The sequence below is a fragment of the Filimonas zeae genome (genome assembly GCF_014641615.1).
Lineage (GTDB): Bacteria > Bacteroidota > Bacteroidia > Chitinophagales > Chitinophagaceae > Filimonas > Filimonas zeae.
On the sequence record NZ_BMIB01000008.1, the window covers coordinates 24784 to 40357 of the forward strand.

Consider the following 15574-nt stretch of genomic DNA (forward strand, 5'->3'; position numbering starts at 1 on the left):
CCCGGAGGTGATATGGAAATGTACAACCCTTAACGGGTTGTAATAATAATAGTAATGATGGTGGAAATAATGATAGCAGCAGCTGTTATAGTGTTAGCTATAACAGTGGTAGAAGAGGTAATATTTGAATTATTTGCTATCATTCAGATAAGTAGCAGCAATTTAAGCAGGTAGTTTCATATAACAATCGTTAGTCTTATAAATTAATGGAGTATTTACACCAGGTAACCAAACAGGTTGTCGTTCTTGTTCAGCTCGGTATAATCAATACGGTACTCCTGCATTTTCAGTAACAGGCGCTGGTAATCATTTCTTTGCTGCAATTCCACACCTACCAGTGCAGGCCCTGTTTCTTTATTGGTTTTTTGCATGTATTCAAAGCGGGTAATATCATCATTAGGCCCTAATACATTGTTTACAAACTCTTTTAAAGCGCCGGGGCGTTGTGCAAAGCGTACCAGAAAATAATGCTTTAAGCCTTCGTATTGCAGTGATCGTTCTTTAATCTCCGGCATACGGTCAATATCGTTGTTGCTTCCGCTAACAACACATACTACAGTTTTGCCTTTTATGTTATCTGCATACTGGTCCAGTACGGCTATAGATAAAGCGCCGGCCGGTTCTACTACTATCGCGTTTTCGTTGTACAGTTTTAATATGGTTGAACATACTTTGCCTTCGGCTACCGTTTGCATATCGGCCAGTACTTCTTTGCAGATGGCAAAAGTGGTATCGCCAATACGTTTAACAGCAGCGCCATCTACAAAACGGTCAATGCTACCAAGCGTAATGGGACTACCTTCTTTCAGCGCTGCTGTCATAGACGGAGCACCTTCGGGTTCCACACCAACGGTTTTAGTAGCGGGAGAAAATTCTTTAAAATAACTGCCTACGCCGGAAGCCAGTCCACCACCACCAATAGGAACAAATATGTAATCAACAGGAGTAGTTAGTTCTTCCAGTATTTCTACTGCCACCGTAGCCTGCCCTTCAATAATACGGATATCATCAAACGGAGGTATAAACGTCATGTTGTTCTGCTCGGTGTATTGCTTGGCAGCAATAGCACAGTCATCAAACGTGTCACCTACCAGTTTTATCTCAATCATATCCTCACCAAACATGCGGGTTTGATTCACCTTTTGTTTGGGGGTGATGATGGGCATAAACACCACGCCTTTTACATTCAGTTGTTTGCAGGAATAAGCAAAGCCCTGCGCATGGTTACCCGCGCTGGCGCATACTACACCATGCTGTAATTTTTCAGCGGGCAGTGTACTCATCATATTATACGCGCCACGCAGTTTGTACGAGCGTACCACCTGCAGGTCTTCCCTTTTCAGGTATACATGACACTGGTATTGCCGTGAAAGAGAATGGCTGTACGTAAGCGGCGTTCTTATCACCACTTTTTTCAGCCGTTCGGCTGCTGCCTTATAGTTCAATGTGTCTTGTGTTGTGCTGGTACTCATATAAACGGGTCTGTTCGTCTTAAAAAAAGAAACGTGAGGCAACCGATAGCCTCACGTTTGCTTTATACTGTATTATCCTTTTTGATTCTCTGGTCTCAGGCTTCTTACAGTTTTACCAGCCTGCCACATTTCGCTGTCGCGCAGTTCAGCCAGTTCTGCTTCCAGCTTCACGCGGTAGTCAGCTTTACTGTTAGAGTCGATAGAACGCTGAGATTCTTTACCGGTAGCAACGCTATCGTACAGCTCTGCAAATACAGGCTGTGTAGCATCTTTAAACTTCTTCCACCAATCCAGCGCACCACGCTGAGCGGTAGTTGAACAGTTGGCGTACATCCAATCCATACCGTTTTCAGCCACCAGTGGCATTAACGATTGGGTCAGTTCTTCTACTGTTTCGTTGAAAGCTTCAGAAGGTGAGTGGCCTTTGCTGCGCAGTACTTCGTACTGAGCGGCGAAGATGCCCTGGATAGCACCCATCAGGGTACCTCTTTCACCAGTTAAGTCGCTGAATACTTCTTTTTTGAAGTCAGTTTCAAACAGGTAACCGCTACCTACCGCAATACCTAATGCAACTACTCTTTCTTTTGCTTTACCGGTAGCATCCTGGAATATAGCGTAGCTTGAGTTTAAGCCACGGCCCTGCAGGAACATTCTTCTTAAAGAAGTACCGGAACCTTTAGGCGCTACCAGGAACACGTCCACATCTTTAGGAGGAACGATGCCTGTTTGCTCGTTAAAGGTGATACCAAAGCCATGAGAGAAATACAGGGCTTTACCAGGAGTCAGATGTTTCTGAACGGTAGGCCATAATTCTATTTGTGCAGCATCGCTCAGCAGGTAGCAAATGATGGTACCGCGCTGTAATGCCTCTTCAATTTCAAATAAGGTTTCACCAGGTACAAAACCATCTGCAACGGCTTTATCCCAGGTTTTGGAATTCTTTCTCTGGCCAACAATCACTTTAATACCATTGTCGCGCTGGTTTAAAGCCTGGCCGGGGCCTTGTACTCCGTAACCGATCACGGCTACGGTTTCGTTCTTCAGTACTTCCTGCGCCTTGGAAAGTGGGAACTCTTCACGAGTCACAACATTTTCTTCCACTCCCCCAAAGTTTAATTTTGCCATGGTTTTGTTTGTTTATTTTGAATTGTGAATTTCGACTTACCAGTCTATTCTTTTTTTTGAATTTCTACTTTTGCCTTTTGACTTAAAATCTACATCGTAAACACTTTCTCCTGCTGACCCAGATACTCGTTCTCAGCAACCTCTTCACTGCGTTCTCTTTGTTCAAACTCTTTCAGTTTGTCGTGGAAACCGGTGCTGGCTTTAATAATCGCTACACGGCCACTTCTTACAAACTCCATCAGGCCGTATGGTTCCAACGCTGCCAGCAGTTTATTGATCTCTTCGCGGTGGCCGGAGGTTTCAAATACGGTATAGTCCATACGTATTACTACCGCACGCGCACCGTATTCTCTCAGCAGCCTTTCTACCTTGGCTTTTTCAGCAATTACCGGGGTGGGCACTTTGTACAGCGCCAGCTCCTGATAAATCACTTCTTCGTTGGTAGAAAACTCTGCTTTTAAAATGTCCACCTGCTTTTCAATCTGGCGAACCAGTTTACGCAGCACGTCTTCTGTTTCGTTTACCACAATGGTAAAACGGTGAATGCCGTCTATTTCAGAGGGAGAGGTGTTTAAGCTCTCGATGTTGATTTTACGGCGGGAAAACATGATGGCGATGCGGTTAAGCAAACCCACCTGGTTTTCGGTATAAACGGTAATGGTATATTCTTGTTTCTGCATGACGATGTTGTTGTTGGTTATTTAAGCCTGATTTCACTTACACCACAACCCTGTGGTACCATGGGGAATACGTTGTTTTCTTTGCCTACCATAATTTCCAGTACATACGCACCATCATGGTCCAGCATTGTTTTCAGGGCAGTGCGCAGGTTTTCTCTGGCATCAACACGCTGTCCTTCTATATGGTAACCTTTGGCCACTGCAATAAAATCGGGGCTGGTAATATCTACAAAAGAATAACGTTTGTCGTTGAACAGCTGCTGCCACTGGCGTACCATGCCCAGGAACTGGTTGTTGAGTATAATCAGTTTAACACCTACATTAAACTGCATGATGGTTCCTAATTCCTGTATAGTCATTTGTATACCACCATCGCCGGCAATAGCTACTACTGTTCTTTCCGGGGCGCCGAATTTAGCACCTACGGCTGCCGGTAAGGCAAAGCCCATAGTACCTAAGCCGCCGGAAGTAACATTGCTTTTGCTCTGGTTAAATTTGGCATAACGGCAGGCTATCATCTGGTGCTGGCCTACGTCTGTTACAATTACTGCATCGCCGCCGGTAAGTTCGTTTAACACTTTCAATACCTCACCCATGGTCAGTACTTCCGAAGTAGGGTTTAACTCGTCGTGTATAACGGCTTCCACTTCCTGCTGTTGCATATCGCGGAAACGCTGTAACCACTCTTTGTGGTTGCCTTTGTTTACCAGCTGGGTTAACAGGGGCAGGGTTTCTTTACAGTCGCCCCACACCGGTACATCGGCTTTAATGTTTTTGTCTATCTCAGCCGGGTCTATGTCCAGGTGAATAATTTTACACTGCTTGGCATATTTATCTAAACGGCCGGTTACGCGGTCATCAAAACGCATACCTATGGCAATTAACACATCACACTCGTTGGTGAGTACGTTAGGGCCATAGTTGCCGTGCATACCCAGCATACCTACGTTCAGCGGATGGTCGGTAGGCAGTGCGCTCAGGCCCATGATAGTCCAGGCAGAAGGAATACCTGCTTTTTCTATAAAGGCTTTAAATTCTGCTTCGGCCTTACCCAATATAACACCCTGACCAAACAGTACAAACGGGCGTTTGGCTTCGTTGATTAAAGCCGCTGCCTGCTCTACATACTCCTTACGAACTTTGGGGTAAGGGCGATAGCTGCGGATATGGTTGCAAGGGGTATACCCTTCGTAATCGAATTTCTGTATCTGTGCGTTTTTGGTAATATCAATCAGTACAGGACCAGGGCGGCCGGTACGGGCAATATAGAATGCTTTGGCCAGTACTGCCGGTATTTCTGTAGCGTCTGTTACCTGGTAGTTCCATTTGGTAACAGGCGTGGTAATGTTAATTACATCTGTTTCCTGGAAGGCATCGGTGCCTAACAGGTGAGCAAACACCTGACCGGTTATACATACGAGCGGATTACTGTCTATCATAGCATCGGCCAGGCCGGTAACCAGGTTGGTAGCACCCGGGCCGCTGGTAGCGAATACCACACCCACCTCACCGGAAGTACGGGCAAAGCCCTGTGCGGCGTGAATGCCACCCTGTTCGTGACGAACCAGGATGTGATTGAGTTTATCGCGGTAATCGTACAGCGCATCATAAATAGGCATGATAGCGCCACCGGGATAACCGAAGAAAGTGTGTACGCCTTCTGCAATAAAGGCTTCCAGTACCGCCTCAGAACCACTGAGTACCGTGTTGTTGGTGGTAGCTGGTATGGCGGCGGCCACGGCTTCTTTGGGGTTTACTATATCAAGAGTGCTCATAACTCGGAATTTGTGGTTTTATCAGGTATATGTGTAGGTTATGGTTATTGTTCGTCGGTAACGCAACCTTCGTTGGCGGGGCGTACACTTTTAATGTATTTGTACAACACGCCTTTGGTGGCTTTTAACGCAGGCTGCTGCCATGCGGCTTTACGTTGTGCCAGCACTTCGTCACTTACCTGTACGTTAATGGTATTGTTTACAGCATCTATCACTATTACATCATCATCATGTACCAGTGCTATGTTACCGCCATCATGCGCTTCAGGGGTAATGTGGCCTACCACAAAACCGTGGGTACCACCGCTGAAACGTCCGTCGGTAATCAGCGCTACTGATTTGCCTAAGCCTGCACCAATAATAGCAGAAGTAGGTTTCAGCATTTCCGGCATACCGGGGCCACCTTTAGGGCCTACGTAACGGATAACCACTACGTCACCAGCTTTTACGCGGCCGCTGGAAATACCGGCAATCAGTTCTTTTTCGCCATCAAACACCCGTGCAGGGCCTTCAAAGCGTTCGCCTTCTTTACCGCTAATTTTTGCTACGCTGCCATCCAGGGCCAGGTTGCCGTACAGTATCTGCAGGTGACCGCTGGCTTTTAATGGCTGCTCTAACGGCGCTATAATTTTTTGTTCTTCTATAATCAGGTCTGGTACTGCCGCCAGGTTTTCTGCCAGTGTTTTACCGGTAACGGTTAAACAATCGCCATGTAACAGGCCTTTGCTTAACAGGTACTTCATAACAGGCGGTAGGCCACCCTGGTTGTGCAGGTCTTCCATCAGGTATTTACCGCTGGGTTTAAAGTCTGCCAGTACAGGTATTCTATCGCTGATGGTTTGAATATCGTCTTGCGTAAACTCCACGTCTACTGCTCTTGCCATAGCAATCATGTGCAGTACGGCGTTGGTGCTGCCACCCAGTACTATAATGGTTACTACTGCATTTTCAAATGCCTTGCGTGTCATGATATCTTTGGGTTTGATATCTTTTTCCAGCAGTAAGCGAATGGCTTTACCGGCAGAAAGACACTCCTGTTTTTTCTCTTCGCTCAGTGCGGGGTTGCTGGAGCTGTAAGGCAGGCTCATGCCCAGTGCTTCAATAGCTACGGACATGGTGTTGGCTGTATACATACCGCCACAGGCACCGGCGCCAGGGCAGCTATGTTTAATAATACCTTTAAAGTCGGCTTCATCTAACTGGCCAGCCAGTTTTTTACCCAGTGCTTCAAAGGCCGATACAATGTTCAGGTCTTCTCCTTTGTAATGGCCGGGGGCAATGCTACCACCGTATACCATTAACGCCGGGCGGTTTAAACGGCCCATGGCAATCAGGCTGCCGGGCATGTTTTTATCACAACCGGGTACGGCAATCAGGCCATCATAATATTGTCCGCCACAAACGGCTTCAATAGAGTCTGCAATAATATCGCGGCTAACGAGGCTGTAACGCATACCATCGGTACCGTTGCTCATACCGTCACTCACACCAATGGTGTTAAATACCAAACCTACCAGGTCATCTGTAGCGTTCACGCCTTTTTTTACCAGCGCAGCCAGATCGTTCAGGTGCATGTTACAACCGTTGCCATCGTAGCCCATGCTGGCAATGCCCACCTGCGCTTTATTAAAATCCTCATCTTTAAAACCAATGCCATAATACATGGCCTGTGCAGCAGGCTGTGTAGGGTCCTGCGTAAGCGTACGTGAGTATTTGTTAAGTGCCTGGTCGTTTGTTTGAGTGCTCATTGTATACTATAATCTATCGTTAGTGGAAATAAAAAAAGCCCGCCTCTTTTGGAGGCGGGCTTCGTATTTTCAGTTTCTTTTTTATACGTGAATTCCACCTCCATGCAGCGCAGGAATAATAATAATGACTACCACCACAATAATGATTGCGACGCTGGTAATGACATTATGAATTTTTCCTGAGAACATTAAGGCGTTTGTAATTTGAATCAAATGTACAAACTGCCTTTTTAAAAACAAAGAACTTTTTTCGATAATCGGCAATCATGTGCCGTTAATAAAAGAGCGGGAGAGGAATGCCGACAATCGAAGTGAAATATGAACTACTGTTAGTGTTGGTTGCAATGGTTGGCTGCGGTTAGCAGCCAACCATTAATAATTATTTATATAATTGTAGACTTGCTTAATGCAATGTTGCTGTTGATATCTGGTGGCAGTTTGTTTTCAACAAAATCCCTGATCAGATCACCAATTACAGAAGTGGAATAACAATTAATAGCATCAATGTCTTTAGATACAAAGCCATGTTGTAAAGTCCACTCCACACCACTGCGTACCAGGTCGGCTTCTACTTTCATTCCAAAATGATCCAGCAGCATAGCGGCAGACAGGATAGAGCCAATAGGGTTGGCAATATCTTTACCGGCAGCCTGCGGGTAAGAACCGTGAATAGGCTCAAACAACGCCACATCGCTACCCACAGAAGCAGAAGGCAGTAAACCTAAGGAACCGCTGATTACGCTGGCCTCATCGCTGATGATATCGCCAAACATATTTTCAGTAAGTACTACATCAAACTGTTTAGGGTTTACAATAATCTGCATAGCAGCATTGTCCACAAACATATAATCTACGGTTACATCCGCATAGTCACCTGCAATGCTCTGTACCACTTTGCGCCACAGGCGTGAGGTTTCCAGTACGTTGGCTTTATCAACCAGCGTTAATTTTTTACGACGCTTTTGTGCGTGCTGAAAAGCCAGGTGGGCAATACGCTCAATTTCAAACGTGCTGTAGGTACAGTCGTCTGTAGCAGAACGGCCGTCGGGGCTGGTTTCTTTTTTACCAAAGTAGATACCACCGGTTAATTCGCGGTAGATGATAAAGTCTACACCTTCCAGGTTTTTAGCCTTCAGGGGCGATAAGTGTTGTAAAGAAGAATAGGTATTAACAGGTCTGATATTAGCAAACAGCTGTAACGATTTGCGCAGCTTCAGCAAACCCTGCTCAGGGCGTACTTTGGCGGTAGGGTCGTTATCGTATTTGGGGTGGCCTATGGCGCCGAATAAAATAGCATCGCTGGTAAGGCAGGTGTTTAAGGTTTCATCGGGCAGCGGGTTGCCGGTTTTGTCAATAGCATCCGCACCCATAAGGCCGTAAACGTAAGTGAACTCATGGTTATATTGTTTGGCTACCGCATCTAATACTTTAATAGATTGCTGGGTTACTTCGGGGCCAATTCCATCGCCTAAAATGACTGCGATTTGTTTTTTCATATCTGCTGCTATTTATGCTGTTGTTTTGTGTAAATGTGTTACGGGCAATACCTGGTGTTTGCCCTGTTCCAGTTTAAATACGTGCTCAATACATGCCGGCATCTGATCGTTACGGTGGGTAACATATACCAGTGTTCTTTCCGGGTGCTGCATCCATTTATCAATGAGTGCAATAAAGGCCTGTGCGTGCTGCTCGTCCACACCCTGAAAGGGCTCGTCCAGTACCAGCAGCGGCGGGTTTTTAATAAATGCTCTTGCCAGTAACAGCAGGCGTTGCTGGCCTACGGATACATGGCTGAGTAGTTTGCCGGCTATCGGCTGCAGCTGCAGGTATTGCAGCCAGGCATTGGCCTGTTGCTTCTGCTCCTCAGTAGCGGCGCGGTATAAGCCGGTGGTATCGTAAAAGCCGGAGAGCAATACATCCATACAGGAGGTAGTGGCATCAAAGTACCAATGCAACTCGGGCGATACAAAGCCTATTTTCTTTTTAATATCCCAGATGCTTTCGCCGGTACCTCTGCGCTTATCAAACAGCGAAAGGGGATTGGCGTAAGCCTGTGGATGATCGCCGGTAACCAGACTTAACAACGTGGTTTTACCGGCGCCGTTATGGCCCTGTAATAACCAGCGTTCCCCTTTACGGATGGTCCAGTTAACCTGATCTAATATTTTTTTATCGCCATAGCTGATGTTGATGTTTTCCATGTGTACCGCCTGGCTGAAGTGGGTATTGGCAGGGGCGGCATACAGGGCATCACCCAACAGGGCTTCGTCAAAAACAAAAGTGTTTTTGCTAAAGCTTACGGGCGTAAACTGTGCTTTGGGCGTAACGGTAAGTTGCTGTTGGGCCAGTACGGCTACATGCGTAACACAGGAAGGTATTTCTACCGCATCGCTGATAATAACCAGCTGCGTACCTTTTTCCTGCGCCAGTGTAGCCAGTATATCATTCAGCCTGCGGCGCGAAGCCACATCCAGGCCTATATAAGGATTATCCAGAATCAACAGCTGCGGAGCGGTTAATATAGCTTTTGCCAGCTGTAATTTCTTTTGCTCACCACTGCTTAATAGCAGCAATACGCTGTGTATGCGGTGGCCAATGCCAAACTGCTCCAGCAGTATGTGAATAGCTGCTTCGCTGGCGGTGGGGAAGCTCTTTTGAATATCTTCCAGCACGGTGTAAGCATCTTCTGCATCACAGCTGTTGTAGCGCTGCTGGTAGTAGAAATCTTTAATACCTGCGTGGTTGGTAAAATGGTGCCATTGCGGCACATACAGGGCGTGGGTGCTGCCGGTAGTGTTATCAAAAGCAATGGTAAGCGCGCCGGTATAAAAACATTGCCCGGCAAATACTTTTGCCAGGGTGGTTTTGCCGCTGCCAGCTTCGCCGGTTAACAGCCAATGCTCACCCCGGTGCATGGTAAAACCAAGCGCGTTAAGCACCAGCTGTTGCTGGTGCTTAACGCTAACCTGTTTTGCTATTATAAAAGCTTCCTGCATCATTAACGGGCTGCCTCGTACGCTTCAATTTCTGCTTTCATATTGATTAAGTAATCAATATCATCAAAGCCATTGATTAAGCATGTTTTTTTATAACTGTTAATATCAAAGCTTTCCTGCTCACCGGTGGTGCTGATTTTTACAAACTGCTCCGGAAGGTTTACTTCCAAAGTGGTTTTGGCATCGGCCTCAATGGCTTTGAATATCTGGGCCAGAAACGCATCACTTACCGTTACGGGTAAAATGAAGTTGTTAAGGGCATTGTTTTTAAAAATGTCGGCAAAAAAGCTGCTGATCACCACATCAAAACCCGCGTCTTTAATTGACCAGGCAGCATGCTCGCGGCTGCTACCGCAACCGAAGTTTTTAGCGGCTACCAGTATCTGACCGGAGTAGGTGGGATTATTTAAAACGAAATCTGCTTTTGGTTGTGCTTCATCGTCATTCTCATAGCGCCAGTCGCGGAACAGGTTTTTACCAAAACCATCTCTGCTGGTAGCTTTTAAAAAGCGGGCAGGTATAATCTGGTCGGTATCTATATTTTCAATGTTCAGCGGTACTGCTGTAGAAGTTACTATGTTTATGCTTTTGCTCATAATTCCTTGTTCTTTCAATGTTATTTAACGGCTTTAATGCGAAGGCGTACATAGTCGGCCTCCCAGTTGCCGTTGCGGTAGTAATTGCTGCGTAACAGTTCCACTGCTTTAGCGGTAACGGTGGCTGCCTGCTCAGCAGTAATATGGGTAAAGAAAAAGCTGCCAAACATATTAATCCAGTTAAGCATGCCGTCTTCCCCCGCCAGTTCCGTAGGCCGGTCAAAATGAATAGCGGCCGTTACACGAAAGCCTTGCTTTTCCAGCAGGGTAGTGTACTCGCTCAGCGAAGGAAAGTACCAGAAGGCAGCGGCTTTTTTATCGCCCAAACCTTCCGCATCCATGGCGGCGCTAACCGCGTTGGCTATGCTTTGCACATTGCCTTTACCACCCATTTCCAGTACCAGCCTGCCACCGGTTGCGAGGTTGTTGTACATACAGGCAACGGCTTTTTCTTTTTCGTTTACCCAATGCAGGGTAGCGTTAGAGAAAATAGCATCAAAAGGCTGGTTAAACTGAAAGTGTGCCGCGTCTTTTACAGCAAACTCCAGTTCGGGGTAAGCGGCCTGTGCTTTGGCGATCATATCGGGCGATTTATCAATGCCCACTACCTCAGCGCCGTTTAATGAAATAGTGTGCGCCAGCTGGCCCGTACCGCATCCCAGGTCTAATATTCTTTCGCCCTGTTTGGGTTGCAGCCAGCCCACCACATCTTCTCCGTAAGCACTTACAAAGCTGTGGCTGTTATCGTACAATTCGCTATTCCATTTAATATCCGGCATATTGCTGTTGCTTTTAAATCAGTTCTCTAACGTCGGTTACTACTCCGGTTACTGCTGCGGCTGCGGCGGTTAACGGGCTGGCCAGTAAGGTTCTGGCACCTGCACCCTGGCGGCCTTCGAAGTTTCTGTTACTGGTAGAGATACAATATTTACCTGCCGGTATTTTGTCTTCGTTCATACCCAAACAGGCACTGCAACCGGGCTGTCTTAACTGAAAGCCGGCTTCTTCAAATATTTTATCAATACCTTCTTCAATAGCCTGCTTTTCTACCTGCTTGCTGCCGGGTACAATCCATACCTCCACATCATCGGCTTTCTTCTTGCCTTTAACAAAAGAGGCTACCATACGTAAATCTTCAATACGGCTGTTGGTACAGCTGCCAATGAATACGTAGTCTACCTTTTTGCCTTTAATTTCCGCACCTGGTTCAAAGCCCATGTAGTGCAGCGATTTTTCGAAAGAAGGTTTTTCCTGCTCGTCAATCTCATTCAGCGCCGGTACATGCCCTGTAACACCAATGCCCATACCCGGGTTAGTGCCATAGGTAATCATCGGCTCAATATCTTCCGCTTTAATATCAATTTCTTTATCAAAGCTGGCACCTGCATCGGTAGGCAGTGTACGCCAGTAGGCTACTGCTTTTTCCCACTCTTCGCCTTTAGGGGCAAACAGGCGGCCTTTCATATATTCAAACGTTACTTCGTCGGGAGCAATCATACCACCACGCGCACCCATTTCAATGCTCATGTTACAAATGGTCATACGTGCCTCCATGCTCAGGCTGCGTATAGCAGACCCGGCAAACTCTACAAAGTAACCGGTAGCACCACTGGCCGATATCAGCGCAATAATGTACAGGATAATATCTTTCGATACCACGCCCGCGTTCAGCGTACCTTCTACGTTAATACGCATCAGCTTAGGCTTGCTTTGCATCAGGCACTGGGTAGCCATTACCATTTCCACCTCGCTGGTACCAATACCAAAGGCAATGGAACCGAAAGCGCCGTGGGTAGAGGTGTGGCTATCGCCACATACCATGGTCATACCCGGCTGGGTAACGCCCAGTTCGGGCCCTATTACGTGTACAATGCCCTGGAAAGGATGGCCCAGCCCATACATTTCAATACCAAACTTTTCGCAGTTTTCTTTCAGGGTTTGTACCTGAATACGGCTCAGTTCTTCTTTAATAGGCAGGTGCTGGTTCAATGTAGGCACGTTATGGTCGGGCGTAGCAACAATCTGCTTAGGCCTGAACACCTGCATGCCTCTTTTCTCCAGTCCTTTAAAAGCCTGCGGACTGGTTACTTCGTGAATAAAATGTTTATCTATATAAAACACAGAAGGGCCACCTTCTATGTTTTTAACTACGTGCTTTTCCCAAATCTTATCAAATAATGTCTTAGCCATAACTATCTTAAAAAAGTAATATTTATCATCAATACCGCTTACGCGTTTACTTCTGCAGGGGTATAGGCATTTGCCAGTTGCTGCAGATCGGCGTCTTCCACTTCTTTTTTGGTATCCGCTACCTGTAAAAACTGCTGATACAGTACATCAATATCATTGCGGTTGAAGTCGAAGCCAATCTTCTGAAAGCGGTGTGCCAGTGCGCTACGGCCGCTGCGGGCAGTGAGTACAATTTTAGAACCGCTGGCGCCTACTTCTTCCGGCGTGATAATCTCGTAAGTTAACGACTCTTTCAGAAAACCATCCTGGTGAATACCGGAGGAGTGTGCAAACGCGTTGCTGCCCACAATGGCTTTGTTAGGCTGCACAGGCACGCGCATGGTATCGGATACCAGCTGGCTGATGGGGTTCAGCAACTCAGTACGGATATCGGTATGTAAACCCAGAGAGGCGTGTTGTTTGATAATCATTACCACTTCTTCCAACGAGGTGTTACCCGCTCTTTCGCCAATACCGTTAATGGTACACTCAATCTGGCGGGCGCCTGCAATAGCACCGGCGATGGAGTTGGCGGTAGCCAGGCCTAAATCGTTATGACAATGGCAGGAAATGATAGCCTTGTCAATATTGGGAACATTATTATATAAGAACGCAATTTTTTCGCCGTACTGATGTGGCAGGCAGTAACCGGTGGTATCAGGAATGTTTACTACTGTAGCACCCGCTGCAATAACGGTTTCTACCAGGCGGGCCAGAAACTCAATATCGGCACGGCCGGCGTCTTCTGCAAAAAACTCTACGTCATCTACAAAGTTCTTAGCCAGTTTGGTGGCTTTGGCCGCACGCTCCAGAATGTCTTCGCGGGTAGTATTGAACTTATGTTGAATATGTATATCGGAAGCGCCAATGCCGGTATGTATACGTGGACGAACGGCAGGCTTCAACGCCTCCGCTGCTACTTCAATATCTTTCTGCACCGCGCGGGTTAAACCACAAACGGTTGCGTTTTTCACTATTTTGGCAATCTCCTGTACAGAAGCAAAATCGCCGGGGCTGGAAATGGGGAAGCCCGCTTCTATAACGTCAACGCCCAGCAGCTCCAGTTGTAAGGCCAGTTCTATCTTCTCTTTGGTGTTCAGTTTACAACCCGGAACCTGTTCGCCGTCGCGCAACGTAGTGTCGAAAATGTGAATTTTGTTATTTGTCATAGCAAATTGTTATAAAAAGAATACAGACTGCTTACTTTTAGGCTGCCTGCCGAATTTTGCTGCAAACAGTCTGTTCTGTGAAAGTAGAATGGGAAATTTGCCCTTTTTAGTCAAAATAGTACCGTTTCTACGAAGGATAAGCGGGGCATAAACCGCTGAAACGCAAGCTGGCAAAGGATTTTTAAAAATAGTTATTACGATGTCTAACCGGTCAACCGACGAGTTATTTCAACTGATAAAATCGCTGGAAAAGGCTGAAAAGAGGAATTTTAAGGTATTTGTGAAGCGAAATGCGGGAAGTGACGACCTGAAAATGGTGACTTTGTTTGATGCGCTGGACGGTATGCAAACCTACGATGAGCCGCTTTTGCTACAGAAATACCCGGATATTAAAAAACAACAGCTGAGTAACCTGAAGGCTCATTTATACAAACAAATACTAACAAGCCTTCGCTTTACCAAAGATGATAATATAGAAATGCAGCTGAACGAGCAGATCAGCTATGCACGTATACTCTATAATAAAGGACTGTACCACCAGAGCCTGAAACTGCTGGACCGTATTAAACTGCTGGCCAAGCAACACAACCAGGTTACGTTTCTGATGCAGGTGCTGATTTTTGAAAAGAAAATTGAAAGTCTGCATATTACCCGCAGTATTGAAAACCGGGCAGAGCAGCTATCGCACGAGGTGGCGGAGGTAAACGCCCGCCTGAGCCTGCAGAACAAACTCTCTAACCTGAGCCTGCAGTTATACAGCTGGTATATTAAAATGGGCCATGCGCGTGATGAAAAAGACGTGAGCATGGTACACCTGTTTTTTGAAGCCAACCTGCCCGTACACCAACTGGGCGATCTGCGTTTTTACAGCAAAATGTACCTGTACCAGAGCTACTGCTGGTATGGCTTTATATTGCAGGATTTGCTGATGTATTACCGCTACACCCAAAAATGGGTAAACCTGTTTGATACCGAGCCGGAAATGAAGGCCATTGAAACGGTACAATATATTAAAGGTATGCACAACCTGTTGAGCGCCCATTTTTCGCTGGAGAACTATGAGGGCTTTAACAAGGCGCTGAAAGATTTTGAAGCATTTGGCAACAGCGAAATAGCGGATATTAATACCAACGTACGCATTCAAACCTTTGTATACCTGAACCTGGCGCGTATTAACAAACACTTTCTGGAAGGCACTTTTAGCGAGGGGCTGGAGCTGGTGGAAGGGCTGGTTGATATGCTGGAGGAATACCGCATACAGCTGGACAGGCACCGTATTCTGGTATTTTATTATAAAATAGCCTGTTTGTACTTCGGCAGTGGCGATAACGAAAAAGCCATCGACTTCCTCAACCGTATTATAAATTTAAAGGTAGACCTGCGAACCGATCTGCAGTGTTACGCCCGCCTGTTACACCTGATTGCCCATTACGAACTGGGTAACTGGGATTTGCTGGAGTACCTGATTAAATCGGTATACCGCTTTATGGCCCAGATGAAAAACCTGAGCGTGGTGGAAGAGGAAATTTTCCGCTTCCTGCGCAAATCGTTCTCCCTGGCGCCCGATAAGGTAATCCCCGCCTTTAAAGTATTGAAAGAGAAGCTGGAAAAACGCAAAGGCAGCCCGCTGGAAGCGCGTTCATATATGTACCTCGATATTATCTCCTGGCTGGAAAGCAAGATTCAGAAGGTGCCCGTACAGCAGGTACGCCGCAATCTGTTTCTCCAGGGCCGCAAAGGAAAAGGGTAGTACCCCTTACCGTACATATTCTTCCCCAATTACC

The 15574-nt window shown here is 46.5% G+C and carries 12 protein-coding genes; 1 reads left to right on the forward strand and 11 read right to left on the reverse strand.

What is annotated here, in order from left to right; translation table 11 throughout:
• Positions 1–215: 215 nt before the first annotated feature.
• The 11 genes from ilvA to IEY13_RS28885 form a co-directional block, all read right to left on the reverse strand.
• Entirely contained in the window at positions 216–1472 is a 1257-nt protein-coding gene (gene ilvA / locus IEY13_RS28835) for a threonine ammonia-lyase IlvA (protein WP_188959113.1), read from the reverse strand.
• 72 nt (positions 1473–1544) lie between these two features.
• The gene (gene ilvC / locus IEY13_RS28840; RefSeq protein ID WP_188959115.1) at positions 1545–2597 is read right to left on the reverse strand and encodes a ketol-acid reductoisomerase; all 1053 of its coding nucleotides are present in this window, start codon (positions 2595–2597) and stop codon (positions 1545–1547) included.
• Between the two features lie 89 nt (positions 2598–2686).
• Entirely contained in the window at positions 2687–3277 is a 591-nt protein-coding gene (gene ilvN, locus IEY13_RS28845; protein WP_188959117.1) for an acetolactate synthase small subunit, read from the reverse strand.
• A 17-nt stretch (positions 3278–3294) separates the two neighbouring features.
• On the reverse strand, positions 3295–5052 hold the full coding sequence (gene ilvB / locus IEY13_RS28850; RefSeq protein ID WP_188959119.1) for a biosynthetic-type acetolactate synthase large subunit: 1758 nt from the start codon (positions 5050–5052) through the stop codon (positions 3295–3297).
• 44 nt (positions 5053–5096) lie between these two features.
• A complete protein-coding gene (gene ilvD, locus IEY13_RS28855) occupies positions 5097–6800 on the reverse strand; it encodes a dihydroxy-acid dehydratase (RefSeq protein WP_188959121.1) in 1704 nt (567 codons plus the stop codon).
• Between the two features lie 383 nt (positions 6801–7183).
• On the reverse strand, positions 7184–8296 hold the full coding sequence (gene leuB, locus IEY13_RS28860) for a 3-isopropylmalate dehydrogenase (protein WP_188959123.1): 1113 nt from the start codon (positions 8294–8296) through the stop codon (positions 7184–7186).
• A gap of 12 nt (positions 8297–8308) precedes the next feature.
• Positions 8309–9799, reverse strand: a complete 1491-nt coding sequence (locus IEY13_RS28865) for an ATP-binding cassette domain-containing protein (protein ID WP_188959124.1) — start codon at positions 9797–9799, stop codon at positions 8309–8311.
• The gene (leuD, locus tag IEY13_RS28870) at positions 9799–10392 is read right to left on the reverse strand and encodes a 3-isopropylmalate dehydratase small subunit (protein ID WP_188959126.1); all 594 of its coding nucleotides are present in this window, start codon (positions 10390–10392) and stop codon (positions 9799–9801) included. The genes IEY13_RS28865 and leuD overlap by 1 nt, the downstream gene beginning before the upstream one ends.
• Positions 10393–10412: 20 nt before the next feature.
• Positions 10413–11171, reverse strand: a complete 759-nt coding sequence (locus IEY13_RS28875; protein WP_188959128.1) for a class I SAM-dependent methyltransferase — start codon at positions 11169–11171, stop codon at positions 10413–10415.
• A 13-nt stretch (positions 11172–11184) separates the two neighbouring features.
• Entirely contained in the window at positions 11185–12582 is a 1398-nt protein-coding gene (leuC, locus tag IEY13_RS28880; protein WP_188959130.1) for a 3-isopropylmalate dehydratase large subunit, read from the reverse strand.
• 38 nt (positions 12583–12620) lie between these two features.
• Positions 12621–13790, reverse strand: coding sequence for a 2-isopropylmalate synthase (locus IEY13_RS28885; protein WP_188959132.1), 1170 nt, complete (start codon positions 13788–13790; stop codon positions 12621–12623).
• Positions 13791–13989: 199 nt separating this feature from the next.
• Here IEY13_RS28885 and IEY13_RS28890 point away from each other — a divergent pair, with 199 nt between their 5' ends.
• Positions 13990–15540: a hypothetical protein gene (locus IEY13_RS28890; protein WP_188959134.1), complete on the forward strand. Its 1551-nt coding sequence runs from the start codon at positions 13990–13992 to the stop codon at positions 15538–15540.
• The last annotated feature ends 34 nt before the right edge of the window (positions 15541–15574 follow it).

Excerpts from the sequence above, each read along its gene's own strand:
- ilvA (WP_188959113.1), bottom strand. The coding sequence starts at position 1,472 with ATGAGTACCAGCACAACACAAGACACATTGAACTATAAGGCAGCAGCC.
- ilvC (WP_188959115.1), bottom strand. The coding sequence starts at position 2,597 with ATGGCAAAATTAAACTTTGGGGGAGTGGAAGAAAATGTTGTGACTCGT.
- ilvN (WP_188959117.1), bottom strand. The coding sequence starts at position 3,277 with ATGCAGAAACAAGAATATACCATTACCGTTTATACCGAAAACCAGGTG.
- ilvB (WP_188959119.1), bottom strand. The coding sequence starts at position 5,052 with ATGAGCACTCTTGATATAGTAAACCCCAAAGAAGCCGTGGCCGCCGCC.
- ilvD (WP_188959121.1), bottom strand. The coding sequence starts at position 6,800 with ATGAGCACTCAAACAAACGACCAGGCACTTAACAAATACTCACGTACG.
- leuB (WP_188959123.1), bottom strand. The coding sequence starts at position 8,296 with ATGAAAAAACAAATCGCAGTCATTTTAGGCGATGGAATTGGCCCCGAA.
- IEY13_RS28865 (WP_188959124.1), bottom strand. The coding sequence starts at position 9,799 with ATGATGCAGGAAGCTTTTATAATAGCAAAACAGGTTAGCGTTAAGCAC.
- leuD (WP_188959126.1), bottom strand. The coding sequence starts at position 10,392 with ATGAGCAAAAGCATAAACATAGTAACTTCTACAGCAGTACCGCTGAAC.
- IEY13_RS28875 (WP_188959128.1), bottom strand. The coding sequence starts at position 11,171 with ATGCCGGATATTAAATGGAATAGCGAATTGTACGATAACAGCCACAGC.
- leuC (WP_188959130.1), bottom strand. The coding sequence starts at position 12,582 with ATGGCTAAGACATTATTTGATAAGATTTGGGAAAAGCACGTAGTTAAA.
- IEY13_RS28885 (WP_188959132.1), bottom strand. The coding sequence starts at position 13,790 with ATGACAAATAACAAAATTCACATTTTCGACACTACGTTGCGCGACGGC.
- IEY13_RS28890 (WP_188959134.1), top strand. The coding sequence starts at position 13,990 with ATGTCTAACCGGTCAACCGACGAGTTATTTCAACTGATAAAATCGCTG.